The 26821-nt window shown below is 68.6% G+C and carries 26 protein-coding genes; 9 read left to right on the plus strand and 17 right to left on the minus strand.

The window, feature by feature from the left end:
• Nucleotides 1-414: 414 nt before the first annotated feature.
• Entirely contained in the window at nt 415-1008 is a 594-nt protein-coding gene (locus tag KLK06_RS61215) for a restriction endonuclease (protein WP_214644544.1), read from the minus strand.
• A 159-nt stretch (nt 1009-1167) separates the two neighbouring features.
• On the opposite strand from KLK06_RS61215, the gene KLK06_RS58330 reads away from it, so the two are divergent.
• Nucleotides 1168-1572: a RidA family protein gene (locus KLK06_RS58330; RefSeq protein ID WP_250907708.1), complete on the plus strand. Its 405-nt coding sequence runs from the start codon at nt 1168-1170 to the stop codon at nt 1570-1572.
• Nucleotides 1573-1612: 40 nt separating this feature from the next.
• Here the strand turns inward: KLK06_RS58330 and KLK06_RS58335 are convergent, their stop codons facing one another.
• Complete coding sequence (locus tag KLK06_RS58335; protein WP_214644545.1) at nt 1613-2179, minus strand: NADAR family protein; 567 nt, start codon at nt 2177-2179, stop codon at nt 1613-1615.
• 159 nt (nt 2180-2338) lie between these two features.
• Here KLK06_RS58335 and KLK06_RS58340 point away from each other — a divergent pair, with 159 nt between their 5' ends.
• Complete coding sequence (locus tag KLK06_RS58340) at nt 2339-2995, plus strand: hypothetical protein (RefSeq protein ID WP_214644546.1); 657 nt, start codon at nt 2339-2341, stop codon at nt 2993-2995.
• Nucleotides 2996-3071: 76 nt separating this feature from the next.
• Here KLK06_RS58340 and KLK06_RS58345 read toward each other — a convergent pair whose 3' ends face one another.
• Nucleotides 3072-3215: a hypothetical protein gene (locus KLK06_RS58345; protein WP_214644547.1), complete on the minus strand. Its 144-nt coding sequence runs from the start codon at nt 3213-3215 to the stop codon at nt 3072-3074.
• Between the two features lie 80 nt (nt 3216-3295).
• On the opposite strand from KLK06_RS58345, the gene KLK06_RS58350 reads away from it, so the two are divergent.
• Nucleotides 3296-3775 carry a MarR family winged helix-turn-helix transcriptional regulator gene (locus KLK06_RS58350; RefSeq protein WP_214644548.1) on the plus strand — a complete coding sequence of 160 codons (480 nt, stop codon included), beginning with the start codon at nt 3296-3298 and terminating at the stop codon, nt 3773-3775.
• Nucleotides 3776-3793: 18 nt separating this feature from the next.
• On the opposite strand, the gene KLK06_RS58355 is transcribed toward KLK06_RS58350, so the two are convergent.
• Nucleotides 3794-4588 (minus strand): protein phosphatase 2C domain-containing protein, encoded by a 795-nt coding sequence (locus KLK06_RS58355; protein WP_214644549.1) that lies wholly within the window; start codon nt 4586-4588, stop codon nt 3794-3796.
• Nucleotides 4589-4805: 217 nt separating this feature from the next.
• Here KLK06_RS58355 and KLK06_RS58360 point away from each other — a divergent pair, with 217 nt between their 5' ends.
• Nucleotides 4806-5186: a helix-turn-helix transcriptional regulator gene (locus KLK06_RS58360; RefSeq protein WP_250907716.1), complete on the plus strand. Its 381-nt coding sequence runs from the start codon at nt 4806-4808 to the stop codon at nt 5184-5186.
• Nucleotides 5187-5191: 5 nt separating this feature from the next.
• The gene (locus KLK06_RS58365; protein WP_214644551.1) at nt 5192-5608 is read left to right on the plus strand and encodes a VOC family protein; all 417 of its coding nucleotides are present in this window, start codon (nt 5192-5194) and stop codon (nt 5606-5608) included.
• A 78-nt stretch (nt 5609-5686) separates the two neighbouring features.
• Here the strand turns inward: KLK06_RS58365 and KLK06_RS58370 are convergent, their stop codons facing one another.
• Nucleotides 5687-8080 carry an excinuclease ABC subunit UvrA gene (locus KLK06_RS58370; protein ID WP_214644552.1) on the minus strand — a complete coding sequence of 798 codons (2394 nt, stop codon included), beginning with the start codon at nt 8078-8080 and terminating at the stop codon, nt 5687-5689.
• A gap of 109 nt (nt 8081-8189) precedes the next feature.
• Complete coding sequence (locus KLK06_RS58375; RefSeq protein ID WP_214644553.1) at nt 8190-8546, minus strand: VOC family protein; 357 nt, start codon at nt 8544-8546, stop codon at nt 8190-8192.
• A 152-nt stretch (nt 8547-8698) separates the two neighbouring features.
• On the opposite strand from KLK06_RS58375, the gene KLK06_RS58380 reads away from it, so the two are divergent.
• Nucleotides 8699-9685, plus strand: coding sequence for an aldo/keto reductase (locus KLK06_RS58380; RefSeq protein WP_250907709.1), 987 nt, complete (start codon nt 8699-8701; stop codon nt 9683-9685).
• Between the two features lie 8 nt (nt 9686-9693).
• On the opposite strand, the gene KLK06_RS58385 is transcribed toward KLK06_RS58380, so the two are convergent.
• The 6 genes from KLK06_RS58385 to KLK06_RS58410 form a co-directional block, all read right to left on the minus strand.
• Complete coding sequence (locus tag KLK06_RS58385) at nt 9694-11382, minus strand: CBM35 domain-containing protein (protein ID WP_308169046.1); 1689 nt, start codon at nt 11380-11382, stop codon at nt 9694-9696.
• Complete coding sequence (locus KLK06_RS58390) at nt 11375-13300, minus strand: glycoside hydrolase family 127 protein (RefSeq protein WP_214644554.1); 1926 nt, start codon at nt 13298-13300, stop codon at nt 11375-11377. The genes KLK06_RS58385 and KLK06_RS58390 overlap by 8 nt, the downstream gene beginning before the upstream one ends.
• A gap of 16 nt (nt 13301-13316) precedes the next feature.
• Nucleotides 13317-14123 carry a carbohydrate ABC transporter permease gene (locus tag KLK06_RS58395; RefSeq protein WP_308169047.1) on the minus strand — a complete coding sequence of 269 codons (807 nt, stop codon included), beginning with the start codon at nt 14121-14123 and terminating at the stop codon, nt 13317-13319.
• On the minus strand, nt 14120-15079 hold the full coding sequence (locus KLK06_RS58400) for a sugar ABC transporter permease (protein ID WP_308169048.1): 960 nt from the start codon (nt 15077-15079) through the stop codon (nt 14120-14122). Before KLK06_RS58400 ends, KLK06_RS58395 begins: the two co-directional genes overlap by 4 nt.
• 3 nt (nt 15080-15082) lie before the next feature.
• A complete protein-coding gene (locus KLK06_RS58405; RefSeq protein WP_214644555.1) occupies nt 15083-16342 on the minus strand; it encodes an extracellular solute-binding protein in 1260 nt (419 codons plus the stop codon).
• A gap of 67 nt (nt 16343-16409) precedes the next feature.
• Nucleotides 16410-17441: a LacI family DNA-binding transcriptional regulator gene (locus tag KLK06_RS58410; protein ID WP_214644556.1), complete on the minus strand. Its 1032-nt coding sequence runs from the start codon at nt 17439-17441 to the stop codon at nt 16410-16412.
• Nucleotides 17442-17873: 432 nt separating this feature from the next.
• Between KLK06_RS58410 and KLK06_RS58415 the strand changes: the two genes are divergently transcribed.
• A complete protein-coding gene (locus tag KLK06_RS58415; protein WP_214644557.1) occupies nt 17874-21500 on the plus strand; it encodes a LamG-like jellyroll fold domain-containing protein in 3627 nt (1208 codons plus the stop codon).
• A 67-nt stretch (nt 21501-21567) separates the two neighbouring features.
• Here KLK06_RS58415 and KLK06_RS58420 read toward each other — a convergent pair whose 3' ends face one another.
• Nucleotides 21568-21939: a helix-turn-helix domain-containing protein gene (locus KLK06_RS58420; protein ID WP_214644558.1), complete on the minus strand. Its 372-nt coding sequence runs from the start codon at nt 21937-21939 to the stop codon at nt 21568-21570.
• Nucleotides 21940-22009: 70 nt separating this feature from the next.
• On the opposite strand from KLK06_RS58420, the gene KLK06_RS58425 reads away from it, so the two are divergent.
• A complete protein-coding gene (locus KLK06_RS58425) occupies nt 22010-22846 on the plus strand; it encodes an SDR family oxidoreductase (RefSeq protein ID WP_214644559.1) in 837 nt (278 codons plus the stop codon).
• Nucleotides 22847-22850: 4 nt separating this feature from the next.
• Here KLK06_RS58425 and KLK06_RS63435 read toward each other — a convergent pair whose 3' ends face one another.
• From KLK06_RS63435 to KLK06_RS58440, 4 genes are all read right to left on the minus strand, one after another.
• The gene (locus KLK06_RS63435; RefSeq protein WP_374197214.1) at nt 22851-23162 is read right to left on the minus strand and encodes a hypothetical protein; all 312 of its coding nucleotides are present in this window, start codon (nt 23160-23162) and stop codon (nt 22851-22853) included.
• On the minus strand, nt 23089-23313 hold the full coding sequence (gene infA, locus KLK06_RS58430; protein ID WP_214644560.1) for a translation initiation factor IF-1: 225 nt from the start codon (nt 23311-23313) through the stop codon (nt 23089-23091). Before infA ends, KLK06_RS63435 begins: the two co-directional genes overlap by 74 nt.
• 148 nt (nt 23314-23461) lie before the next feature.
• Nucleotides 23462-24232 (minus strand): GNAT family N-acetyltransferase, encoded by a 771-nt coding sequence (locus KLK06_RS58435; protein WP_214644561.1) that lies wholly within the window; start codon nt 24230-24232, stop codon nt 23462-23464.
• A gap of 927 nt (nt 24233-25159) precedes the next feature.
• Nucleotides 25160-26047, minus strand: a complete 888-nt coding sequence (locus tag KLK06_RS58440) for an SDR family oxidoreductase (RefSeq protein ID WP_214644562.1) — start codon at nt 26045-26047, stop codon at nt 25160-25162.
• A gap of 86 nt (nt 26048-26133) precedes the next feature.
• On the opposite strand from KLK06_RS58440, the gene KLK06_RS58445 reads away from it, so the two are divergent.
• Complete coding sequence (locus tag KLK06_RS58445; RefSeq protein WP_214644563.1) at nt 26134-26760, plus strand: TetR/AcrR family transcriptional regulator; 627 nt, start codon at nt 26134-26136, stop codon at nt 26758-26760.
• Nucleotides 26761-26821 lie beyond the last annotated feature (61 nt).

The following is a 26821-nucleotide window of genomic DNA, read 5'->3' on the forward strand; positions in this document are numbered from 1 at the left end:
CTCTGCTCCGCCGGGCCATGACCAACTTCGCTGTCACCGACCTGGCCGGTCTCGTCCGGATCGTCAAACGCAAGCTGAAGAAGATCCAATACCGGCCCCACCTGCTCACCGGCTGCCTGGCCCAGACTGGACTCACCCTCGATACCCCGACAAAGCCATGACCGACTCTACGAATTCAACCTGTGTGTCAGCCGATGAATCGAGTCCACGATCGGCTCATCGGGCATGCCGTTACGTCCGATGAGCTGCCGGAAGCGATACATAATGCCCGTCACCCGAATATCATGCCATTCCCTAAATTCCCTTTCGACCCAATATCCGCGCCGACCGAATCCGTAACCAGCGGAATTGTTTACCCCCTTGACTATTGAGGGGCGAACCCTTTCCGACGGGCCCGTACGAACTGGCGCGGGATCAGCCTGCGGGCTCCTCTCCTTCGATCAGGATCCCGGCCGGCCGTGCGGGCAGGAGCGAGACCGTGCCCAGCAGCCAGTCCGCCAGCCGATCGCGTTCGACCAGGATCAACGGCTCCCGGGCGCCGAGCGCTTCCAGCCGGGCCTGCCGGGTCAGCCGCCCCGAGGTGACCAGGACTCCGGTGTGCCCGGCGAAGGTGTTGGCGAGCGCTCCCAGGAAGTTGCGGACCTCGGGCGCACCCACTGTCTTGCTGTAGCGTTTGCACTGGACGGCGTACTTCCCGCGTCCCGAAGCGATGGCGGTGATGTCCACCCCGCCGTCGCCGCTGCGGCCACGTTCCCGGACCTGGCGGAAGCCGTCGGCGATCATCCGCTCGGCGACCAGGTGTTCGAACTGCGATCCGGACATCCGGTCGACCTTCTCCAACTCGACGTTGGCCGCCAGGAACTGCCGTCTCCGTGCCTCGATGACCCGGTATCTGAGGAGCAGCCCACCGCCGAGCACCGCCAGGGCCAGGCAGGCGATGACCGCCGCCCACCCCGGGTATTCGCGGACGAGCTGCACCACGACCGCCCCTGCGATGACCACACCCACAGCCCCCAGGACCCATATGTCCTGTCTGCTCCGTGCTTTTCTCCGTGGTTTTCTCCTACCGGTTCCCCGCCTGGATCCCCTCGCCATGGGTTCCTCCTGAATGGGTGACGTAATGGCGAGTGTGAGCCGACGGTCCGACAAAATAGCCATACTCGCTGCATGACGATCATCCGTATGAACCCCGACGGACTGCACAAGACTCCCGGCTACAGTCACGTCACCGTGGTCGAGGCCAGGAGGCTGGCGTTCCTTTCCGGGCAGTGTCCGCTGGACGCGACCGGCGCCCTGGTCGGCGGCGGGGATGTGGACGCCCAAGTGGACCAGATCATCACCAACGCCCTGATCGCGCTCGCGGCCGTGAACGCCCGCCCGGAACAAGTGGTCCGCTCGGTCATCTACGTAGTGAGTCAGGACACCGCCGTGCTCGCCGGGGTATGGCAGCGCTTGCTCGACTCGCCCCTCGCCCCCGCCTTCACCACCGCGAGCACGTTGCTGGGGGTTGCCGCGCTCGGATTCACCGGGCAACTGGTCGAGCTCGACCTGACCGCCGCTCTCAGCGAGTAGGGCCGTACGGAAGATCGCGAGCAGGCCTAGGTGTCAAAGCTCACGGGGCCGCCTCCAGCGCGTCGCGGGTGGCCATCAGGGCGAAGCCCAGCAGGTTCAGGCCCCGCCAGGTTGTCGGGGAGGCGGCGCGCTCGTCGTGGGCGGTCAGGCCGATGCCCCAGACGCGGTCCACCGGGCTGGCCTCGACCAGGACCCGGTTTCGGGTGGCCAGCAGGAACTCGCGTAGTTCGGGGTGCTGCCCGAACTTGGCGGAATTGCCGCGGACCACGATGTCGAACCGGCGAGCATCCCAGACCGCTTCGTCGAAGCCGCCCACGGTCCGGCCGAGCGCCTTGGCCTCCCCCGGGTGACCCGCGCCGAGGATCTGGGCGGCGGTGGCGTGGTCGTCGAACAGCCAAGCTTTGTGCGCCATCATGTAGTGCTCGGCCGAGGCGAAGACGTGCCCGTCCTCGGTGAAGGAGACCGGCCACCACTGCGACAGGCACCCGGGACCGACGCTCTCATCATGGCTGGGCCGATGTCCCCAGAAGAACAGATAGCGCAGGGTCTGGCCCGCCTGCTCGGCGGCGATCGCCTCGTCCACGGTGTACGGGAGTTGCTTGACCACCTCGACACCGTCCCACAGACACCCTGAGCTCGGCCAACCGGTTTCGGCTGGATCGGCGACCACACGTGATCGATGATGGTTGAACACCACCCATACGTCTCCGGTCGCCGCACCACTGGCGCACCTGCGCGGTTCGATGCCTGAAGGAAGGGGAACGGCATGGCCACCACGAACCCCAGCAGAGGCCAGGACGACGACGGCTCGCGACCAGCACGTCAAAGGACGGCGAGCGTGGCCTTTCTCCGGGCGAGCGCGGCCTGCGCGGTCCTGCTGGTGATCGCGTATCTCGCCTATCTGGTGTTGATCCCCTTCGGGCTGGTGGACAGTAGTGACCGGCTGGAGCTTCCCGAGATCGTGCTGGCCATCACGTTGCTCGTCGGCGCGAGTTTCTCGGCCTCCTCCTACTCCGTCACCGATTTCACGATCGGACCGGGCGGATTCAGCGCGAGACTCGCCCAGTACGAAAAGCGCCAGAACTCACTCGAAGCCGAAGTGAGCGCGTTACGGATCGCGCTGACCGGTTTGGTGACCAAATACGAGTGGGATCACCTGCGGCGGCTGATGGAACAGCCGATGGTGATGGTCAGATTCCGCGAGGACCGGAAACTCCAGCTCGAACTCGACCGGCTCGACGCGATGGGCTTCATCAAACCCAAGGACGAGGTACGCGGCCTCAACGCCATAGTGGACGACCACGCGAGTGATCCCCATGAATTCGACCTGAAGAACTACGTGGAGATCACTGGTGACGGCGCGGATTATCTGGAACTCCGCAAGCGCCTGAAGGACGGCGAAAGTGGCTCCACGCGAAGGTGATGCTCAGCCGGCCGGGGGCGGATCGACTTCGCCGCCGACGCCGGAACCTCGACCACAACATCGGTGATGGACGTGATCAGCCGAACAGCTCGACGGCCGCCATGGAACGTGTCCGCTCCCCGAACACCTTGACCAGCGCGTCGGTCAGGGCACCGACGAGTTTCGGCTCGACTTTTCCGTCAAGCTCCTCTTCGTGGATCCGTACCTCGAAGTGCGGCATCACAGCTCGTTACTATGAAAGCCAGTTTTGCTTTGCAAGATAATTATATTTGCCACCAAAGCTAAATGGAAGGACGATTGATGTCAACCGAGGGCCAGGATCGCCGACCCGAGCCGGGAGTCGACGAGGCGATCAGGGCGCTGCTGCTGCTCATGCCCCGCATGGTCGGGCGGGCGAAGCGGATCCGGGTGCCCGAAGAGCTCCAGTCGCTCGCGCTGGCGCCGCGGCACCTGTCGCTGCTGTCCTATCTGCTGTTCGACGGCCCGATGACCGTGAACGAGCTGGCCGCCCGCTTGGAGGTCGCCCCGACCACCGTCAGCCTCATGGTCGGCGAGCTGAGCCGGAAGGGCATCCTGGAGCGGCGCGAGGACGAATCGGACCGGCGTCGGCGCATCATCAGCATCACCGAGAGCAAACGACCCTCCATCGACGGCTGGCTGGCACGGGGAGCGCATGCCTGGCGTCAGGCACTGAGTCCGCTGGCCCCTGAACAGCGGCAGATGTTCGTCCAAACTCTGCAGGCGTTCGAGGCGGCCATGACCAGCGACGAAGACGACTGATGAAGCCTCACAAGCCGGTCATGCCTCGCCGAGGTCGGTGCAGTGGGCGATCGTCGCATCGTCCGCCGCCACCGCGTGGCGCGCCTCCGCCTGCCGGACCCGACGGATGATTTCGGCGGGTCCGCTCGACGCCAGGACGGCCATGACCCCTGGCCAGTCGGCGAGCCGGAACCGGTCCACGATGCGGCTGGCTCCGTTGCTGAGCAGGACGGCACCGGTCAGCTCGGAGATCGGGCAGCTTCCGGTGATCGCCTCGTCCGCCGCCCGCGGGTCGTCCTTGGCCAGCCAGAAGCCGCCCGGCTGGTTCCGGTTGGCGCGCAGGTCCCGCAGGAGTCGGTGGTACTCCTCGCTGCCCTTGGCGGCGGCCTCGATCGCGGGCTGGTACGACCGGCTGATGATCACCTCCCGGGGATCGGAGACGACGAGCGGCGCACCGTCCGCTCTGTCGAGCACGAGGAACGAGTCACCGAGCACCAGGTGCTCGACAAAGCCGTCCGACAGGCGCAGCATGGCCACGGTCGCCGACGGACTGATGGGGTCGGCGACGTCGCAGGTGTCCCGGTGATCGTCCGTCACTTGCTCGATGGCCTCGGCGAGCAGCGCCGGAAGACTGCGGTCCCGCACGAGTGACAAGAGGCTGAGGAGGCTGCCTCCCAGACGCCTGGCGTACCAGGCCACGCCGTGCCGGCAGATCGACTCGGCGCCAGGGATGCCGGCGCCGTCGATCAGCACCGCCGCCGTCGGCACGGCACCGGTGAAGTCCTCGTTCGCCCGGCCGGTCCGTGCCGCGGTGCTCGTCATCGTCACCCGCATGTCCCGCCGCCACCCTCTCGCCGATCAAGGCGTCGACTCTGACAACCGCCGACGCGCTTGGGGCGCACACGGCTGCCGACGCGTCAGACCCACGGTCTGGCCTCTTGATCATAATCAGACCGCGCGCTCAGCCGAGCCCAACGTCTTCGGAGCGCTGTGGGATGCTGGTCGCGTGACGTTGGAGGACCTCGTACGGCTGCGCCGGGCCCGTGACATGATGGACCGCGACTACGCGAAGCCGCTCGACGTTCCAGCGCTGGCGCGCGGCGCCTTCATGTCGCCAGGCCATTTCTCCCGCAGCTTCCGCGCCGCCTTCGGCGAGACGCCGTACAGCTACCTGATGACCCGCCGGATCGAGCGGGCCAAGGCGCTGCTGCGGCGGGGTGACCTGACGGTGACGGAGGTCTGCTTCGCGGTCGGATGTACATCGCTGGGGTCGTTCAGCTCGCGGTTCACCGAGCTGGTCGGCGAGAGCCCGAGCTCATACCGGGGCCGCCCCCATGACGCGGGCGCCGCCATCCCGGCATGCGTCGCCAAGATCCACACGCGACCGGTCAGAAATGGAGAAACGAAACCCGCTCCCCGCTCCCTATCGTGAAACGCATGGACATCAAGCTTTCACAGTGCTTCGTCGCAGTCGACGACCATGACAAGGCGCTCGCCTTTTACCGGGACGTTCTCGGCCTCGAGGTGCGCAACGATGTCGGGTTCGAGGGGATGCGCTGGGTGACCGTCGGGGCGCCGTCGCAGCCCGACGTGGACATCGTCCTCGAACCGCCCGTCGCGAACCCGAACGCCTCCCCCGCCGACAAACGGGCCATGGCCGAACTCCTGGCGAAGGGCCTGCTGCGCGGTGTCATCTTCAGGACCGACGACTGCGACGCCACCTTCGAACGCATCAGCGCCGCGGGTGCCGAGGTGCTGCAGGAGCCGATCGACCAGCCGTACGGCGTCCGCGACTGCGCCTTCCGCGATCCCTCCGGCAACATGCTGCGCTTCAACCAGCCCCGGGGGCAGTGAGCTCCTACCCTGCCACGAATGCCGAACACGCCCCGTTCCCGGTTCACGGGACGTGTCCCAGCAGCTCAGCTAAATCGGTCAGATGCCGACATAGGCCGCGAGGTGCTCGCCGGTGAGGGTGGAGCGAGCGGCGACGAGGTCGGCGGGGGTGCCTTCGAAGACGATCCGGCCGCCGTCGTGGCCGGCGCCAGGGCCCAGGTCGATGATCCAGTCGGCGTGTGCCATGACCGCCTGGTGGTGTTCGATGACGATGACCGACTTGCCGGCGTCGACGAGCCGGTCGAGCAGGCCGAGCAGTTGCTCGACGTCGGCCAGGTGCAGGCCGGTGGTCGGCTCGTCCAGGACGTAGACGCCGCCCTTGGCCGCCATGTGGGTGGCCAGCTTGAGGCGCTGCCGCTCGCCGCCGGACAGCGTGGTCAGCGGCTGGCCGAGGCTGAGATAGCCGAGCCCGACGTCGGCGAGCCGGCCGAGGATGGTGTGCGCGGCCGGCGTGCGCGCCTCGCCGGCGCCGAAGAACTCCCCGGCCTCGCTCACCGACATCGCGAGCACCTCACTGATGTCACGGCCACCGAGGTGGTATTCCAGCACCGATGCCTGAAACCGCTTCCCCTCGCACTCCTCGCAGGTGCTGGCCACGCCGGCCATCATCGCCAGGTCGGTGTAGATGACGCCGGCGCCGTTGCAGGTGGGGCAGGCGCCCTCGGAGTTGGCGCTGAACAGCGCCGGCTTCACCCCGTTGGCCTTCGCGAACGCCTTGCGGATCGGGTCGAGCAGCCCGGTGTAGGTCGCCGGGTTGCTCCGTCGCGAGCCGCGGATCGCGCCCTGGTCGACCGACACCACACCCGCGCCGCCGGGGATCGATCCGTGGATCAGCGAGCTCTTGCCCGAGCCGGCGACCCCGGTGACGACGACCAGCACCCCGAGCGGGATGTCGACGTCGACGTCGCGCAGGTTGTTGGCGGTGGCGCCGCGGATGTCCAGCGTGCCGGTGGACTTCCGCACCGTCTCCTTGAGGGCGGCGCGGTCGTCGAAATGGCGGCCGGTGATGGTGCCGCTGGCTCGCAGGCCCTCGACGGTGCCCTCGTAGCAGACGGTGCCACCCCCCGTGCCGGCGCCGGGGCCGAGGTCGACGACGTGGTCGGCGATCCCGATCGTCTCCGGCTTGTGCTCCACGACGAGCACCGTGTTGCCCTTGTCCCGCAGCCGCAGCAGCAGGTCGTTCATCCGCTGGATGTCATGCGGGTGCAGGCCCGCAGTGGGCTCGTCGAAGACATAAGTCGTGTCGGTGAGCGAGGAGCCGAGGTGGCGGATCATCTTGACGCGCTGCGCCTCGCCGCCCGACAGCGTGCCCGCCGGCCGTTCGAGCGAGAGGTAGCCGAGCCCGATCTCCACGAACGAGCCGAGAGTCCGCTGCAGCGTCACGAGCAGCGGCGCCACCGATGGCTCGTCGAGGCCGAGGACCCATTCGGCCAGGTCGCTGATCTGCATCGCGCAGGCGTCCGCGATGTTGATCCCCTTGATCTTCGACGACCGGGCCGTCTCGGCGAGCCGGGTGCCCTCGCACTCGGGGCAGGTCGTGAACGTCACCGCCCGCTCCACGAAAGCGCGGATGTGCGGCTGCAGCGCGTCGACGTCCTTCGACAGGATCGACTTCTGGATCTTCGGGATCAGCCCCTCGTACGTCAGGTTGATCCCGTCGACCTTGATCTTGGTCGGCTCCTTGTGGAGCAGGTCGTACAGTTCCTGCTTGGTGTACTTGCGGAGCGGCTTGTCCGGGTCGAAGAAGCCGCTGCCGCGGTAGATGCGGCCGTACCAGCCGTCCATGCTGTAGCCGGGGATCGTGAGCGCGCCCTCGTTGAGGGACAAGCTGTCGTCGTACAGCGCGGTCAGGTCGAAGTCGGTGACCGAGCCCATGCCCTCGCAGCGCGGGCACATGCCGCCGAGCCGGTTGAAGGTGGCCTTCTCGGTCTTCGTCTTGCCGTCGCCGCGCTCGATGGTGATCCCGCCGCTGGCCCGCACCGAGGGGACGTTGAAGGAGTACGCGTTGGGCGAGCCGATGTGCGGCTGCCCGAGCCGGCTGAAGAGGATGCGCAGCATCGCGTTGGCGTCGGTGGCGGTGCCGACCGTGGAGCGGACGTTGGCCCCCATTCGCTCCTGGTCGACGAGGATCGCGGTGGTCAAGCCTTCGAGGACGTCGACCTCGGGCCGCGCCAGCGTCGGCATGAAGCCCTGCACGAAAGCGCTGTACGTCTCGTTGATCAGCCGCTGCGACTCCGCGGCGATCGTGCCGAACACCAGCGAGCTCTTGCCCGAGCCGGAGACGCCGGTGAACACCGTCAGCCGGCGCTTGGGGATCTCGACGCTGACGTCCTTGAGGTTGTTCACGCGCGCGCCGTGCACGCGGATCAAGTCGTGACTGTCGGCGATGTGCGGCGCAGGCGACTGCGTGTCCGTCCTCGTGGTCGTGCTCATCGTGTCTCCATATCTGTTACGCGGGGGCCGCCGTCACGACGTCGTCTGGGTCGATCTAACCAGCTTCGAGCAGTACGTCCGCTTCGCCCCTGAAGCCTCTGGCCTCGGATCATTGGTCCTGGAGCAGCCCAAGGACGTTCCCGTCGGGGTCGGTGACGGTGGCCACCAGGCGGCCGCCACCGACGTCGTGCGCGGGCTCCTTCACGGTGGCACCCGCCGCGGTCACCTCGGCCAGCTTGGCCTCGATGTCCGGCACGTGCCAGTAGGCCACCGGCGAGGTCATGCCCTGCGGTCCACCGCCCGGCACCAGCCCGATGTGCTGGCCCGCGGCCTCGAAGCCGACGTAGTAGGGCCCGTCGGTCTGCGGCTGCACGCCGAGCAGCGCGGCGTACACCTCTTTGGCCGCCGCCAGGTCGGAGACGGGATGCAGCACGGTCTTGATTCCCTGGGTGGCAGAGTCGGTCATGGTCACTCCTGATGTCGTGGTCGTGATGTCCGTGGCAACCACGCTAGGTGCGGCTCGGGGGTGCGCGCTTCTCGATTCCTGATCGGTCCGTTGACTTGGAGCGCGCTCTAACCCCTAGCGTCACGAACAGACGAGTCCAGGAGGTAAGAAGCATGACCGACATCCCCATCCGGCACCTAGGCGAACTCGCGGTCTCCGCGCAGGGCCTGGGATGCATGGGCATGAGCCACGGCTACGGCGCCGCGGACGACGCGCAGTCGATCGCGACGCTGCGCCACGCCCTCGACCTCGGGGTGACCCTCCTCGACACCGCCGACTTCTACGGCGCCGGGCACAACGAGCAGCTCATCGGACAGGCCATCGCCGGACGCCGCGACGAGGTGGTGCTGGCCACGAAGTTCGGCTTCGCCAACCGCCTGGGCGAGCCCACCCGGATCCGCGGCGACGCCGCCTACGTGCGGCAGGCGTGCGAGGCGTCGCTGCGCCGGTTCGGGGTCGACCACATCGACCTCTACTACCAGCACCGGGTCGATCCGCAGGTGCCGATCGAGGAGACCGTCGGCGCCATGGCCGAGCTGGTGCGGGCGGGGAAGGTCCGTCATCTCGGGCTGTCCGAGGCCGGCGCGCCGACCATTCGCCGGGCGCACGCGGTGCACCCGATCGCCGCGCTGCAGAGCGAGTGGTCGCTGTGGACCCGCGACCTGGAGGCGGAGATCGCCCCGGTCTGCCGCGAGCTCGGCATCGGCCTGGTCCCGTTCTCCCCGCTCGGGCGCGGCTTCCTGACCGGCCGGTACAGCTCGGTCGAGGGGCTGGCGGAGACGGACATGCGGCGCAGCCAGCCGCGTTTCGCCGACGGCAATCTTGCACGGAACCTGGCGATCGTCGCGAAGCTTAACGAGCTGGCGGCGGCGAAGGGAGTCACCGCCGGCCAGCTCGCTCTGGCCTGGGTACAGCACCGAGGCGACGACGTGGTGCCGATCCCCGGCACCCGGCGGCAGCGGTACCTGGAGGAGAACCTCGCGGCCCTGACCGTCGAGCTGTCCACCGAGGACCTTGCCGCCATCGAGGCCGCCGCCCCGCCCGAGCAGGTCGCGGGCACCCGCTACGACGCGACCAGCCTCACCTTCGTCAACGGCTGAGACTGCCGTCAGGTGAGCTGGATGTAGTCCAGTTCGGCGTATCCGGTGCCGCCCGCGAAGTACGGCGAGCCCTTGGCCAGGCGGATCACGTTGTAACCGGCCGCGAGCGTGACGGTGGTGCCGATCGTGGCGCCGAACTGGCCCCACGCCGGGGTGGGCGGGTAACTGACCGTGCTCCAGGCCCCGCCGTTGTAGGCCAGGCCCTGGGTGGCGGTCGCGCCGGTGGCGTTGGCGTAGCCGATGGTCATCGTGTACGCGCGGGCGGCCGGCACGTTCACCACAAAGTCGACGTAGCTGTCGGTACGCGGTGTGCCCGAGTTGTCGATCCGGCCCACGTAACCGCCGCCCGACGCGCTGGAGGCGCTCAGCCGCTGGGCGCGGAACACCGAGGCGTTCTCGGCCTCGTACCGCTGCTGGTAGGCGGGCACTCCGCTGGCCGGTTCGACGATGAGCTGGTAGGCGCTGGTGACGGCCATGTTGGGCACCGACACGCTGAGCTGCCCGCCGCTGACCGTCCGGGTCGTCGTGGAGATCGTGGTGGGCGCGGTCACGGCGGTGAAGCGGCCGCTGGACGGGGTGGACAGCAGCGTGACGCGGACGCTGGAGCCCAGCGCGCCGATGCCGGTCAGGTTGACGGTGTTGGTGCCCGCCTCGTTGCCGAACACCACGTTGACGATCTTGCGGGTGCCGTCGTAGGCGGCGAATCCGTCCAGGCCGGTCTGCGTGGCCGGCGTCGTCGTGACCATGGTGCCGGCCATGTCGCCGTACCACTTGTACAGCCACCAGGTGCCGGTGGGCTGGTTGTTGTTGACGACCAGGCCGTTCATGGTGCCGTACTCGTACCAGAAGGCCCGGTGCGCGGACTCCACGCCGCCGCGCTCGAACTTGGCCACGTAGCTGGCGATCCGGCCGGGGACGTCCACCTCGCTGGTGGCGGCGTACTCGTTGATGGAGACGCGGCGCGGGCTGATGCCCAGCGAGGACTCCAGGTTCCGGTAGTCGGCGAGGTCGGCGGCGATCCGGTCGGGGTTGACCAGCTCGTGCCAGCAGATGATGTCGGGCAGCGTGCCGGTGTCCCTGGCCCGGGTCAGGAACGACTGCATCCAGGAGCGGTTGTACGTGGCGGTGCTGGGGCCGACGATCGGCGTCGTCGCGTCGAGCGCGCGCACCGCCTGGAAAGTGCGTACCCAGCCGTCGTTGAAGCTGCCCGCGGCGGCGGTGTTCCAGGTCCAGTCGGGTTCGTTCCAGAGCTCCCAGCCGATCACGTTCGTGACCGTGGAGGCCGAGAGCCGGGCGTTGACCATGGTGTTCACCTTGGCCAGCCAGTCGTTCCAGCTCACCCACCGATAGGGGAAGTCCGGGTAGATGTCGGACATTCGGATGAACTCGCCCGCGCCGACGCGGGTGGCCTGCGGGGCCACCAGCAGGGAGTCGCCGCCGGGCGGCTGGCCATTGGGGCGCTGGCCCACGCCGGGCGCGGGCTGGGTCAGCGAGTTCACCTTGATCGGTAGCAGGGTGGAGTCGGCCGGCCTGCCGTTCTCCGCGAGGCCGTACAGGCCGCCCGTGGCGACGTGGGTGACCGGCCGGAACGGCTGGGCGACGTTGACGGTCAGCGTCGCGCCCGCCGCCGCGGCCGGGGGCGCGAAGGTCGCCAGGGTCGCGGCCGCGGTGATCATGGCTAAGAGGGGTTTACGCACGTTGCTCTCCTTCGGGGGGTAGGGATGCGGGCAACCAGATGCGCATGCTCGACGGGCCGCGATGAGCCCATGAGTGGTAGGGCCGCAGCGGCACGTCGAACCATTCGGTGGCGTCAACGGAATCGGTGGCGGAGGGATAGGGCCAGGTCCGGTCGGGGTGCCCGGGCAGCCGGCCGCGGACCTGGACGCCGCCGGCGTCCGTACGCGGGCCGGACAGGGGGTCGATCGCCAGGGCGTCGAGCCCGCCGGGGTGCGGGAGGTCGCGGGACTCGACGCACAGCACCTCCGGGCCGCGCTCGACGGCGACGCAGCCGCGCACGGCGTCGATGCGGGGGTCCGGCCAGGTGAAGCGCGGCGCCATCGGCAGTTCGAGGGTGATGACGTCGCCCACGCGGAAGGCGCGCCGCACCTCGACCATGCCGGGCTCGACGGGCTGGGCCCACCCGTCGGTGATCAGTGTGGCTCCGGCCGCCCATGCCGGAACCCGCAGCGCGAGCGTCCACGGCGACGGCTCGTCGGCCGCTATCCGGACGCGGATGGTCCCGGTCTCGGGGTAGCCGGTCTCGACGTCCACGGCCACCCGCCTGCCGTCGGGCAGTTCGGTGCTGATGGCGCACGGCGCGTACTGGTGGATCTGGAGGCCGTCGTCGTCCGCGGTGGCGAGGTAGCCGCCGAGGCTCGCCAGCGTCCGCGCGACGTTGGTGGGGCAGCAGGAGACGTCGAACCAGGCGGCCCGGCTGCCCCCCTCGGCACGCGGGCTCACCTCGGTCTCGTCCGCCGGTTTGCCCGGGACCCGCTGGTGCAGGGGGTTGGCGTAGAAGAAGGCCCGGCCGTCGGGACTCGGGGAGGTCGCGATGATGTTGTAGAGCGTGCGCTCGATCAGGTCGGTGTAGCGGACGTCGGCGGTGGCCAGGTAGAGCCGCCACGAGACCATGATCGAGGCGACCCCCGCGCACGTCTCGCAGTAGGCCCGGTCCGGCGGCAGCTCCCAGTCCTCGCCGAACCCCTCGTCCTGGTGGCGCGAGCCCATGCCTCCCGTGATGTACGTCCGGCGCGCGACCGAGCGCTCCCATTGCCGTTCCACGGCGCGCAGCAGCTCGTCGTCGCCGCGTTCGACGGCCACGTCCACCGCCGCGGCGGTCAGGTAGAGCGCGCGGACCGCGTGGCCGCGCCACACCTCGGCCTCCCGGATCGGGAGGTCGTCCTGGAAGTAGGCGCGGCCCAGCGGAATGTCCCGGAGCGTGCCGTGCCCGCGGCGGTCGAGGAACAGGCGGGCCTGCTCGACGTAGCGCTCCTCGCCCAGGGCCCGGCCGAACTCCGCCAGGCCGACCTCGATCTCCGGGTGCCCGCAGATCTTGGGCAGGCCGTTCGCGCCGAAGGTCCGGCACACGTGGTCCGCGGCCCGCCGCGCGACCCGTACCAGGTCGTCCTCCCCTGCCGTGCGCAGCCGCGCGACCGCGGCCTGCAGGAGGTGGCCGAGGTTGTAGAGCTCGTGGCCGCCTTCGAGGTCGCTGTAGCGCGGTTGCTGCGCGCCGTGCCCGAAGCAGGTGTTGAGGTATCCGTCCGGGTCCTGCGCCCGGGCGACGCGCGCGGTGAGCCGCTTGATCGCGATGTCCGCCTCCGGATCGCCGGTACGGCCCGTCTCCCAGGCCAGGGCCTCCAGGAGCTTGTAGACCTCCGAGTCGGAGAACGGCCAGCCGGGCCGGTCGGGCGAGGTCGTCCCGTCGGCGACCCGATCGAAGTTCGCCAGCCAGCCGAGGCGCTCCATCCACGACTCGCAGTGGGCCAGTGTCGCCGTGGCGTTGACGGCCTGGCGGGTGGCCCAGAAGCCGCCGGTGATGGCGACCTGCGCGAGCGGGCGTACCCGGCCGTGGGACGGGAGCACGGGGCAGGCGCCGTCCGGCGTGCCTTCGGTCATGTCGTGGGCCTTTCGTTCAGTCTTTCACGGCCCCCGCGGTGACCCCGGCGGCGATGTAGCGCTGCGCGAGGACCAGCAGGAAGGCCGCCGGGATGGACGCGATCACGGCGGTCGCCATGATCGAGTTCCACTGCGTGGTGTTGTTGCCGATGTAGCGGTAGATGCCGAGGGTGATCGGGATGGTGTCGCTGTTGCGGTTGAGGGTCGAGGCGAAGATGAAGTCCGACCAGGCCCACAGGAAGGCGAAGAGCGAGACCGTGATCACCGAGTTGCGGCTCAGCGGCAGGATGATGGACCGGAACGTGCGCCAGGTGCTCGCCCCGTCGATCTGGGCCGCGGCCATGAGCTCGCGGGGGATGCTCGCCATGAACGCCCGGAAGAGCAGCACCGCGAACGGCACGGCCAGCGTCGAGTCGGCGACGATCAGGCCCGCCACGGTGTTCAGCATCCCGAGCTTGATGTAGATCGTGTAGAAGCCCATGGCCATGACGACGGCGGGGATCATCTGCGCGACGAGGAGCACGAAGTCGATCCCGCGGGCGCCGCGCGGCCGCAGTTTCGCCAGCGAGTAGCCGGCGGGCAGGGCCACGACCAGCGTGAGCGCGACGGTGCCGAGGCCGATGAAGAGGCTGGTGGCGAGGGCGGGCAACTGCTGGCCGAGCGCCGCGGTGTAGCCCTCGAACGTGGGGTTCCAGGGGAACCAGTGGGGCGGATCGGCCCGCATGTCGCTCGTCTTGGTGAGCGAGACGTTGAACATCCAGTAGACCGGAAAGAGCATCAACCCCACCAGCACAACACCGAGCGCGGTCTTCCAGGTCTTCACGTTTCCTCCCTGCGTTGCAGGCGCACGTACGCGAGTCCGGCGGTGAACGCGATGAGGATGAGCAGGTTGCCGACGGCCGCCGCCGGGGAGAAGTCGGGCTGGCCGGTGCCGAACGCCTCCCGGTACGACCAGGTGGCCAGCGTCGTGGACGCGTCCGCCGGACCCCCCTTCGTCATGATCCAGATGATGTCGACGACCTTGAGCGTGTAGATCAGGCCGAGCAGCAGGGTGATCGCCGACACCGGGCGCAGCAGGGGGAAGGTGATACGCCAGAACCGCTGCCAGGAGTTCGCCCCGTCCAGGCCGGCGGCCTCGTACAGGTCGGCCGGGATGTTCTGCAGCCCGGCGTAGAGGATCACCAGGTTGAAGGGGATCCCGAGCCAGATGTTGGCGACCGTGACGGACAGCAGCGAGGTGTCGGGGGAGGTCAGCCAGTTGATCTGGCCGATCCCGAACGCCTGGAGGACCGTGTTGACGATGCCGTTGTCGCTGTTGAGCATCCACGACCAGGTCGAGGCGGAGACGATCAGCGGCAGCAGCCACGGCACCAGGAACATCGCCCGCAGCACCACGGACAGCCGGAAGTTGCGGTGGAAGAAGACCGCGAGGACCAGGCCGAGGGCGTACTGGACGGCGATGGACCCCAGGGTGAACAGCGCCGTGTTGCGCAGGGCCGCCAGGAACGTGTCGTCGGAGACGACGTCCAGGTAATTGTCCAGCCCGGTGAACTCCGGGTTGCCCTGCACGAAGGCGCGCGGCGTGTAGTCGTGCACGCTGAGGTCGATGTTGCGGTAGAGCGGATAGGCGTAGAAGACGGCCAGGTAGACGACGAGCGGCGCGAGGAAGGCGAAGGCGGTCCACTGCCGCGAGCGGCGCCGGACAGTGGAGCCCGCCGCCCGGCTCACCGCGCTGTCGTCGAAGGCCGCCACCGCCTGGGTGCGAGTCCGCGTCAGCACGGCTCAGCCGCCGATCGCCTGCTTGGCCTGGGCTTGGGCCGCCTTGAGCGCGTCAGCCGGGCTCGCCGTGCCGCTCAGCGCCTTCTGCACCGCCGTCCACATGGCCTCGGAGATCTTCGGGTATTTGGTGCCGAGGTTGTCGCTCGTACGGCCCTTGGCCGACCGCACCGCTTCGACCCACGGCCGCAGGCTGGGCTCCTTCGCCAGGATCGCCTTCTGCCCGTCCGCGGTGGAGGGGATGTAGTACGCGAACGTCGTACCGGTCTCCACCAGGCCCTCGGGCGTCGTCATACATTCGAGGATCTTCTTGGTGGTGGTGTAGCGCTGGGTGTCCTTCTGCACCGGGACCGTGATGAACTCGCCGCCCGTGGGTGTGGGGGCGGCCCCGCCGTCCTTGCCCGGGATCTGCACGATGCCGGTGGGGAAGCCGGCCTTCGCGGCACTGTTGATCTGCCAGGTGCCGTTCTCGGCGAACGCGAACTCGCCGGTGAGGAACTCCTCCCAGGTGGTGTTCTGGGAGTTGCTGATCACCGAGTTGGGGGCGGTGCCGTCCTTGACCCACGTGTTCCACAGGGTGAGCGCCTCTACGGCCTGGGGCGAGTCGAGCTGGGTGAGCTGCGCGCCGGCGCCCCAGAACCACGGCAGGAACTGGAACGAGCCCTCCTCCGTGCCGATGGCCGAGAAGGTGATCGGCTTCTTGCCCGCGGCCTTGACCTTCTTCAGCGCCGCGTTGAGCGAGGCCCAGTCCTTGATCGACTTCGGGTCGACGCCGGCGGCGTCGAGGATCTTCTTGTTGTAGTACAGCGCGAGGGTGTTCGCGCCGATGGGGATGCCGTACGTCTTGCCGTCCAGCTCTCCGGCGGCGATGAGGTTCTTGTCGAATTTCGTGGTGTCGAGGCCGAAGTCGCCCATCGAGGTGAGCATCCCCGCGTCCGCCAGGGTGGAGACCGCGGGGTTGTCCAGGAGGATGACGTCGGGCGCGTTGCCTTCCTGGCCCGCGAGCAGGGCCTGGTTCGTCAGCGCGGTCGTGTCGTACGCGGTGCGCTGGATGGTGACGCCGGCCTGCTGCCCGCAGGCGTTCACCCGCTTGGCCCAGGCGGAGGCCGGGTCGTGCTGGGGGTACGGGTCCCACCACGTGTAGGCGGCGCCGGCGGACGCGCTGCTGGTGGCGGCGCCGCCCTGGGGAGCCGATGAGCAGGCTGCCAGAGCGGACAGTGCCAGGACGGCGGCACCGACCTTCGTGGACGTGGATGGACGGGGCATTGGATTCCTCCAATGTTAGCGCTCACATTTTACTGTGGCCGGATGGTCGTGGGGCTGTGGCCCGCGCTCAGCGGACGGGCGGGGCTTTCGGGGGTGCGGTGCTTCCCCGGGACACCAGTTCGGGGGAGATGAAGCGCACGACGAACGGCTCGCTGCGGGCCGCCGCCGATTCCACGCGGCGGACGAGCTGGCGTACCGCCATGGCGCCCAACCGGTCGGGTGCGCTCTCGATGAACGAATAGGGCAGGGAGAAGGTGGCGGCGAACTCGGCGGAGTAGCGCCCGATGACCGACAGGTCCTCGGGCACCCGGAGCCCCCGCTCGTAGGTGACGGAGGGCAGCGCCGCGGCGGCCGCCTCGTTGTTGATCAGCAGGCCCGTCGCCGAGGGGTGCGCGTCGAGCAAGGCGTTGAGCAGGCGCCCGACGGCCGGCTGCCGGGACGCGCCGTACACCGCGTGCAGCGTGACACCGAGCTGCCGCGCGCGTTCGAGGGCGGCGTCCCTCAGTCGCCACACGTACGCGCCGCCGCGCTCGACGACGTGCTCCGGCTGCGAGACCAGGATGAGCTCACGGTGGCCGAGCCGGTGGAGGTGGTCCACCATGCCCCTTCCGGCCTCCTCGAAGTCGAGGTCGAACACGTCGAGTCCCGAGCAGTCGCCCGGCAGGCCGACCAGCGCGCCCGGCTGCGGCGCCGCACGCAGGATGGGCAGCCGCGAGTCCTCCTGCGCGATGTTCATCAGGACGACGCCGTCCACCATGCGCGAATCGGTGATGCGCCGCAGCGCCCGCGCGCCGTCGGCCTCGGTGACCAGCAGCGTGTCGTAGCCCAGGTCGCGGGCGGTGTCCGTGACGCCCAGGATGTACTGCATCATCGCGGGCGCGAACTCGTCCTCGTGGAACTGGGCGAGCAGACCGAGGACCTTGGTCTGGGATGTGGCCAGGGCGCGAGCGCCGGCGTTCGGCGTGTACGCGAGCGCCTCGGCCGCCGCCAGCACGCGCAGGCGGACCTCTTCCGAGATGGGCCGCTTGCCCGACAGCGCGTAAGACGCCGTGCTGCGGCTCACCCCGGCCTCCCGGGCCACGTCTCCGATCGTCGCCACACTCACCTCCCATAACTGTCGAACCGGTTCGACGATAACGCTGCGGACTCCCTGCATCGAAGACCGGAAAGCCGGGCAGAAAGCGCCATTTCCTTGGGGATTGCCATGCTGACGCCCCACGCGACTCGGCACCGGCGCGGGGGCATCCGCCTACGGTCTCTCGAAATCGAGCGAACCGGTTCAACGATGTGGCTCGACTGTCACCCACCAGGCGACGGACGTCAAGGGCGCGATATCGAATCGTGACATGTCGGAAACAGCGAGGCGCGGATACGGCCGGCGCATTGACGTGCGGCAGCGCGGCTACGTAACCTACGCGAAACCCTCGTTGCGTTGCGGATCGACTCCCTGAGACTTGTTAGCGCTCACATTACTGGTGAACCGGGACCGGCACTCCCCCACCACAACCCCGACCCTTTGAGGGAAGTCGTGATGAAAAAGGCCATGCGTGCCGGGCTCCTTCCGGCCACGCTCACCATCGCGTTAACCACTGGCGTCCCGACAGCCGCCGCGACCGCCGACCCGCCCGCCCCCGAGCTCGTCTACGAGTTCGACACCGACGACATCAGCACCGGCTCCATCACCGACTCCTCCGGCAACGGCCTGAACGGGACCCTGGTCAACGGCTCCACGGCGGCGCTGGTGGCCGGGGCGGGCGAGGGCCACGCCCTGAGCCTGCCCGGCGGCTCCCCGAACTCCGACGGCGCCTACGTACAGGTGCCGCTGGCCGCGATCAAGGGCAAGACCGACCTGACGGTGTCGGCGCGCGTCAAGTGGGACGGCACCACCGCTCCGTGGCAATGGATCTACGCGCTGGGCAAGGACACCAGCCGCTACCTGTTCAGCACGCCGTTCAACAACGACGGCCGCCTGCGTACGGCGATCACCTCCTCCTACGGTGGCGGTGAGGCCCAGGTCACCGGCTCGGCCCCGCTGCCGGCCAACGCCTGGAAGACGCTGACGGTCACCCTCGACACCGCCGCGAAGCGCATCACCACCTACCTCGACGGGGCCGCCGTCGGCTCCGCCGCCACCACCGTGACCGCCGCGGACCTGATCGACGCCACCACGACGTCGGCCGGGTTCATCGGACGCTCGTTCTATCCGGATCCGCTGTTCGACGGCGCGATCGACGATTTCCGCGTCTACGCCGCCGCGCTGTCCCCCGAACAGGTGGCCGCCGTCGTCGGCGGTGAGGTGCCCACACCGACCGGACTGGCCGAGAACACCTTCGCCGTCCGTACGATCATCGGCACCGCGCCGGCGCTGCCCGCCACGGTCCGCGCCACCTTCTCCGACGGCTACGACCGCGAGCTGCCCATCACCTGGTCACCGGTGAACCCGGGCGACTACGCCGCCGCCGGGTCCTTCACCGTGACCGGCACGGCCGGCGGCCGGCCCGTCACCGCGACCGTCACCGTGATCCGCGAAGGCCAGCTCGCCATCGACCTCGGCAAGGACACCGGCCCCTTCCACGGCGGCGCGTCCGGCACGCTCTACGGCCTCTATGGCCCGGGGGTGCCGACGAACAACCTGATCGAGGGCATGCGCCTGCGTACCGTCTCGACCAAGGCCCAGGACGGCGCGCAGCACCCCGGCGCCGACGCGCTCGAGGTGGTCAAGCCGCTCGCCGACAGCACCGACGGCGACGTGTACATCTACATGACGGACATCCACCGCGGCTTCCCCTACCAGTGGCCGGGGAGCACGCCGCAGGAGAAGCTCGACCAGTTCAAGCAGAAGATCGCCAAGCAGGTCGACCAGGCCCTCCAGCTCGACCCGAAATATCAGGACAACATCGTCTTCGTGCCGTTCAACGAGCCCGAAGGCAACATGTTCGGCACGGGCGAGTGGAGCTACAACGGGGTGAGCTGGCTCAGCGACCCGCGCGACTACTTCCAGGCGTGGGACGACGTGTACGCGCTCATCAAGGGCAGGATGCCGGCCGCGCGGATCGCCGGACCCAACACCAGCGTGCTGTACGCCCAGGTGAAGGGCTACCTCGAGCACGCCGTCAAGGCGGGCACCGTGCCCGACGTGCTGACCTGGCACGAGCTCAGCCACCCCGAGCAGGTGCGGGAGAGCGTCAAGCGCTACCGCGAGATGGAGGCCGCGGTCTTCGCCGGCACGAAGTACGCCGGGAAGAAGCTGCCCATCAACGTCAACGAGTACGCCTTCAACTACCACACCTCGGTTCCCGGCCAGATGATCCAGTGGGTGTCGGCCATCGAGGAGTCGAAGATCGACGCCGACATCGCGTACTGGAACATCGACGGCAACCTGTCCGACTCCGCCGTCCAGGCCAACCGGGGCAACGGCCAGTGGTGGCTGTTCAACGCCTACGGCAGCATGAGCGGTCACACGGTGCCGGTCACGCCGCCGTACCCGGGCCAGAACTACACCCTGCAGGGCGTCGCGACGCTCGATCCCGGAAAGAGGCAGGCCCGCGCGATCTTCGGCGGCGCCGACAGCGCCGGGCACATCCGCTTCGAGAACGTCCCCGCCGACCCCTTCGGCCGCACCGTGCACGCCTGGGTGCGGGAGATCCCGTGGACGGGCCAGATCGGCGACTCCGCCCAGCCGGAGATCATCACCGAGCACGACGTCGCCGTCAAGGACGGCACCGTGGTGTTCGACTTCGGCAGCGGCGACCTGCCCAGGCTGAAGGAGTCGTCGGCGTACGAGATCGTGCTCACCCCCGCCGGCTCGGGGACCGCGACGTCGCCCGCGCCGAAGTTGTGGGAGCGGTCGTACGAGGCCGAGGACGCCAAGTACACCGGCACCGGCTACAGCCGCAACGGCCCCGAGGGCTCTCCCGCGGACGTGTCGAAGTTCTACACCTCCGGCCGCTACAACGTCGGCGGCCTGCGTACCGGCTCGGACGGAGTGCTCGACTTCACGGTCGAGGTCCCGCGCGCCGGCCGCTACGACCTCGGCGTCTTCGCCAACTCGCTCAACACCTTCGACCGGGTACGCGAGCAGGGGCCGACCAACGTCTTCGTCCGCGTCGACGGGGCCGCCGAGCAGGAGCTGTTCCTGCCGCTCGGCTACAAGTGGGTGGTGTGGGACCACGCGGACACCACCGTCGAGCTCACCGCGGGCAAGCACCTGATCTCCCTGGCGGCGCGGAGCCTCGACGGCGCCAAGGTCACCAAGGGCGACGCGATCGTCGACCGGATCCTGCTGTCGCTGCCGAACCCGGCGGCGGCGACCTCGACCTACGAGGCCGAGCTCGCCGACCTGCGCGGCGCCCGCACGTCCTACTCCGCCGCCGTGAAGGGCAGCGCGGTCTCCGGCTCCGGGGGCGTCGAGGCCGGCCGTGGCCAGTCGGCCACCTTCTGGGTCTACTCCGCCAAGGACACCGCGGCCGCACTCGACCTCAAGATGTCCGGCTCCGGCAGGGCCTCGGTGACCGTCAACGGCCTGGAGGTGATGGACGCCCGGCGCGGCGCCGCCACCGCGGCGGTATCCCTGTCAGGTGGCATCAACAAGGTCACGGTCACCGGCAAGTCCGGCACGTCGCTCATCGACCGCCTCGACGTACGGCAGGCCGTCGGCGCACTGCCGGCCACCGTTTACGAGGCGGAGGCCGCCCAGCTCGCCGGGACCGCGAAGGTCGCGCAGCTTTCTCTGGCGAGCGGCAAGGCCGCGGTCACCGATGTCGGTGGCGCGCCCGGGAATGACAGCACGCTCACCTTCAAGGTTCAGGCGGCCGGCTCCGGCACGTACGCCCTGCGCATCCGCTATGCCAACCCCGAACAGTCGGCCGCCACGCACTACAACCCGGACCCGCTCGCCAGGCACGCCGACATCTCGGTGAACGGCGGCGCCGCGCAGCGCGTGCTGTTCCCGCACAGCTTCCACGAGAACAACTTCTGGGAGCTCACAGTCCCGGTGAAGCTGAAGAAGGGAGAGAACACGCTGCGGTTCTCCTCAGCGGAACTCCCGAACTTCGACGGCACCACCTACGCCTCGCAGACCTTCCCCGGAGTGCTCCTGCGCTCGCAGTACGCCCCGGTGATCGACAAGATCACGGTCGCGCCCTTCAGCAAAAGGTAGCGACTGACCCTTCCGAGCCCGCCCGTGTCTCGACCGCTGCGAGGCACGGGCGCGCCCGGGATGGGAACTAACGCCCCTGATAGCTCTCGCGGGCGGCGGTGACCTGGGGCATGCGGTCCTCCAGCCAGGAGATGAGGGGGACCAGATGCTCGGCGGCTTCGCGGCCGAGCGGGGTGAGGCTGTATTCGACCCGGGGCGGGATCGTGTGCTCGGCCACGCGCAGCACCATGCCGTCGCGTTCGAGGGCCTGGAGGGTCTGCGACAGCATCTTCTCGCTCACCCCGTCGACGCGGCGGCGCAGCGCGTTGAACCGGTAGGACCCCTCGTGCAGGGCCGCCAGCGCCAGAATCGCCCAGCGGCCGGTGATGGTCTCCAGCACCGTGCGGGAGGTGCACTTGCGTGAGAAGACATCGGCCACCAGGTTCTCGAACTCCTCCATACGTGCTACCTTACGCCCTAGCAAGCACTTACGTTTAGAAAGTACTAACTTCTAGGGGAGTACAGCAATCATGATCGTGGTGACCGGAGCCAGCGGACATCTGGGCCGACTGGTGATCGAGGACCTGAAGCAGCGCGTGGCGGCATCGGAGATCGTCGCGGCCGCACGCACCCCGGAGAAGGCCGCCGACCTGGGCGTCGAGGTCCGGGAAGCCGACTACGACCGGCCGGAGACGCTCAAGAGCGCACTACAGGGCGCCACCAAGGTGCTGCTCATCTCGGGCATCGACCCCAACCGGGTGCGGCAGCACGCCGCGGTCGTGGACGCGGCCAAGGAGGTCGGGGCCACGCTCGTCTACACCAGCGCGCCCAAGGCCGACACCACCGAGGCCGGCCTCGCCGCCGATCACCGGGCCACCGAGGAATACATCAAGGCGTCCGGCGTGACGTACACGATCCTGCGCAACAACTGGTACCACGAGAACTACGAGCAGTCGATCACGACGGCCCCCCAGCTCGGCGCCGTCTACGGCGCCGCCGGCGACGGCCGGATCGCCTCGGCCTCCCGCGCGGACTATGCCGCGGGAACGGCCGCCGTGCTGACCGGAACGGGCCACGACGGCAGGGTGTACGAGCTGGCGGGCGACACCGCCTGGAGCCTCGCCGACCTGGCCGCCGAGATCTCCGAGGTCACCGGCAAGGACGTCACCTACCAGAACCTGCCGAAGGACGACTACGCCGGCGTCCTGGCCGGCGCCGGCCTCCCGGGTCCGTTCGCGGAGCTCATGGCCGACGTGGACGTCAACATCTCCCGTGGCTGGCTCGCCGACACCCCCGGCACGCTGAGCGACCTCATCGGCCGCCCGACCAGGACGGTCGGCGACTACGTCCGCTCCCTGCTCGGCTGACCACCTATGGGCATACGCACTCGTGCTCCGTCAGCCTCGGCCCGAGCCGCCGCAGCAGGTTGTGGATCGCCCGCCGACGCCCGAAGAACAGCTCACTCCTGTCACTCTCGAACGGCGCCAGCCCCTGGTACGGGCACACCCGTCCCACTCCCGAGACGACCGCCGCCGGGCGGCTGGCGCTTCCCGCCGCCCGGCGCCAGGGACCTCCGGCCGCCGAAGCGCAGCAACAGGCCGGCCCGCCGCTAGGTCCTGTAGCGGAAGAGGATCCGGCCGCGGGTGAGGTCGTATGGGCTGAGCTCCACGAGCACCCGGTCATACGGCAAGATCTTGATGTAGTTCTTCCGTATCTTCCCGCTGATGTGCGCTAGCACCTTGTGCCCGTTCTCGAGCTCCACCTTGAAGGTGGCGTTGCGCAGGCACTCGATAACAGTGCCTTCGACTTCGATACCGCCTGCTGTTCTTGTCATACTCTCGCCCTTCTCGGGTCGATGACTGTGCGGTTGTCGCGGGCTGCGGCCGCGCCCGGTCATCCCACGCGTTACCGGAGCCGCTGCTCGCTCACCAGGTCGACTGTGCCGCGGGCCCGGCCCCTCGCGCGGTGATGCGGTGGGGACGTCAGCGGAGCACGAACTCCAGGTTGCTGCTCGCACGCCGGGCGCCGACACCCTCGAACAGCGCCATGGCCGCCCCGTTGGATTCGGTCACTTCGGCCGATGCCGTTGCGATCCCGCAGCGGTGCAGCGAACCCAGCACGTGGGCGAGCAGCGCCCGGGCGATACCGCGGCGGTGCCGGTCGCGCCGGACTGCGATCAGCCCGATCCGTGGCTGCCGGGTCACCCGCACCACCCGGATCAGTCCCACATATTCGCCGGACTGTGCTGCCACCGCGTACTTCGACGGGTCCACCAAGGTATCGCCGTCCGGGCGGGGCAACACCTCAGCCGGCATCTCCTGCCATCCGACGGTGGCCTCGACTTCGTCGCGAACCACGCGGTCCAACGTGCGCAGAGGACTCTCCTCCGCCTCGCCGACGGCCACTATCGTCACGCCCGACGGCGGTAGCACTGAGCCGAGTCCCGTGACCCGCGGGTCGGTGGGCACGAGGTACTCCCACTCGCGGCGTCGGGTCGTGAAGCCGACTCGCTCCCAATGGGACGTCAAGTCGAGGTCGGCCTCGTCAACCACCGTGTACAGCGGCGTTGGCAGGTCCGCCAGCATGGCATCGGCGAGTTGGTCGAAGACCGCGCCGTGCCACGCGTCGATGCTGAGGAAGGTCCGCCCGTCGGGCCTGCGCGAAGCGTAGCCGCGGCCGACCGTCCGGTCGTCCTCCACAGCGTGCCATTGTCTCTCCGCGACGCGCGTGATCACTGCGGCATGCTCGCCCATGCCCGAAGTGAAATGCACAGAATTCATAGGTTGTTGCCTTTCGGGATTGCCTTGTCGAGGCGCTCCCGGCGACACCTACGTCAATCGCCCGACCGTGACGGCAATGGGGAGCACCCACATTGATACAGCGTTCATGGGTCTCACCTCCTCGCTCGATGTCACGGTCTGCGGGACGCTATCAGCCCGAGCATCGTTCCGTCCAACCATTTTCCCGCCGACCAACTGGGCGGTCCTGCGCAATCAGCATTCATTGGTCACAAACCCGGCCCCGGACGCGGATCTTTGTCAACCGTGAACGTCGAGCGGAATCCAGGCAGACGGTCGCCTATGGTCGTTACGCTGTAACAATGCCCTCTGGTGACGTCGCCGCAGTTGCATGGCGCCGGGGCAGGCTTGCCACTGCCGCACGCCGAGGAGCCCTAAATGACGAGCCGCCATTCTGGACCCGCCCGGCCATCAGGCACAGAATCGACTCCAGCTGAGGAGCAGCTTGCGATGGTGCACTGGCACCTCTTGCGAAGCGATCAGCCAGTTCAGGGACCACATGGCTCCCCCCGCGTTCCTGTACTGCTACGCCGAGACCAGCAGAATCTCGGAACCTTCGACGCCTTCAGGCACCGAGTGGTCACGGCATCGCCCGACGAGCTCCTCGAGTTCGCACTCGCCGAGTTGTGGCGATGCGGACGCCTCCACGAGTATCGCTACCGAAGAATCCGCATCGCGATGTGCTGGCTCGTCGCAGCGCTCGTCCTCTTCTTGGCCGCCGCCGCAGCCTCGACAATCCGCTGATCGTGACCATCCCGGCTTTATCAGGCTGTGGCAATGGCGGGCATTCCGATGTTCCGTGCCTTGCACGTTCTGGTGGACTTACTCGGCGGGTCGCCGACACCGGGGCGGGCGGAGTAACGCGCGGAGGGCGGCCGAACCTCAGACTCCTTCCCGGTCGCGCGGGCGATTGACCTCCAGCCACGCGGACAGGGACAGCGGCTCCCCGAACCGGGCCCAGACCGCGCTGGAGTCGACGATCTGCGGCTGGGTGTCCAACAGTGCCCCCATCTGCATCTGCCGGGCGAGGACCTCATTGAACGGCCTGGTCAGCGGGCTCATCACCCGGAGCATCCCGACCGGCATCTTGTTCTGGCCGTTGATCCGCAGGCCCAGCGAGGCCGCGATGAGTTCGTTGACCTTCGTGAGCGGTAGCGCCTCGGGGCCGCCGAGGTCGGCGGACCAGCCTTCGCCGGGGTGGATGGCGAGCGCGGCGGCGACTCTGGCGACGTCCTTGCCTGCCACCCACGAGACGGGGCTGGTGCCTGAGCCGAGTACGGTGGCCTTCCCTTTCTTGGTGATCGACCCGGCGAGCATCTCCACCCAGGTGTCCATCAGGTGAGTGGGCCGAAGGATCGAGTACGGCAGGCCGCTGGTGCGCAGTAGGCGCTCGACCTCGAACTTGAGCCTGAAGAACCCGACGGGGCTGTCGGCGCGGGCGCTGGCGGACGAGATGTACACGAAGTTTTCGACCGCGGTGTCGCATGCGATGCCGATGAGGCTCGGGATCCCCGAGCCCTCAATGCCCTTGGGGCCGTTGTTCCCCTTGCCGTCGCCGCCCTGGATGGTGCAGACGATCGCTTCCGCGCCGGACGCGGCCCGGACCAGCGTGCGCCGGTCGTGTATGTCGCCCGCGACAACCTCAACCCCCTGAACCGCGTTTGCCGAGGCCGGATCGCGAGTGACGACGCGCACCGCCTTTCCCTCATGGCGCAGCTGCTCCACGATCTGACGACCGACCCTGCCCGTCCCGCCGAACACGACGATCATGCTTCTCTCCTAACAAAGTTCATTGATCTAACATTGTTAGACATTAGACCGGCGATAGGATGTCGGCGTCAATGGGAGGACGCATCGTGACGACGAAGGCCCAGCCCGAACCGAGTGCCAGCAAGAAGCGGCGCGAGCGGGAGCGACGGGAAATGCGGGTCCGGCTGCTGGAGGCCGCCCGGGTCATCGCCTCCGAGGAGGGCTGGAACGCGGTTACGATCCGCCGCATCGCCGGCAAGCTCGAATACAGCGCGCCGATCCTCTACCAGCACTTCTCGAACAAGGAGGAGCTGTTCGTCGAGCTGATGATGGTCGGCTTCGCCGACCTGGCCGAGCAGCTGCGCCTGGCCGCGGAGGGCTCCCCTGAGGGGCGGCTGGTCGCGATGGCCGAGGCGTACTGGGCGTTCGCCTTCGCCTCGCCGGAGCTCTACCAGGCGATGAACGGCATGGACGGGGTGCCATTCGGCACGGCCGAGACCCCGTGGGAAGCCAAGAACGCCTTCCGGGTCTTTCGCATCGCGTTGCAGGGCATCGCGGAGGCGCGGGGCACCGAGCTGGCCGATGCCTCCGGTGCGGTCGACACGATCTGGGCGTTCCTGCACGGCTGCGTGTCACTGGCGATGGCGGGCAGGATCGCCGGCGGAACCGAGCGCTCCAGAACGCTCATGTTGAACGCTCTGGAGCCCATGTTCGCCGCCCAACTGAGGGACTAGCCAGGCCTAAGAGCTGTTTCTTAGATCAACCGGAAGTTCCTCAGCCGGTTGATCGCCCGTT

The sequence above is a fragment of the Nonomuraea sp. NEAU-A123 genome, assembly GCF_018603905.1.
In the GTDB taxonomy this organism is placed as follows: Bacteria; Actinomycetota; Actinomycetes; order Streptosporangiales; family Streptosporangiaceae; genus Nonomuraea.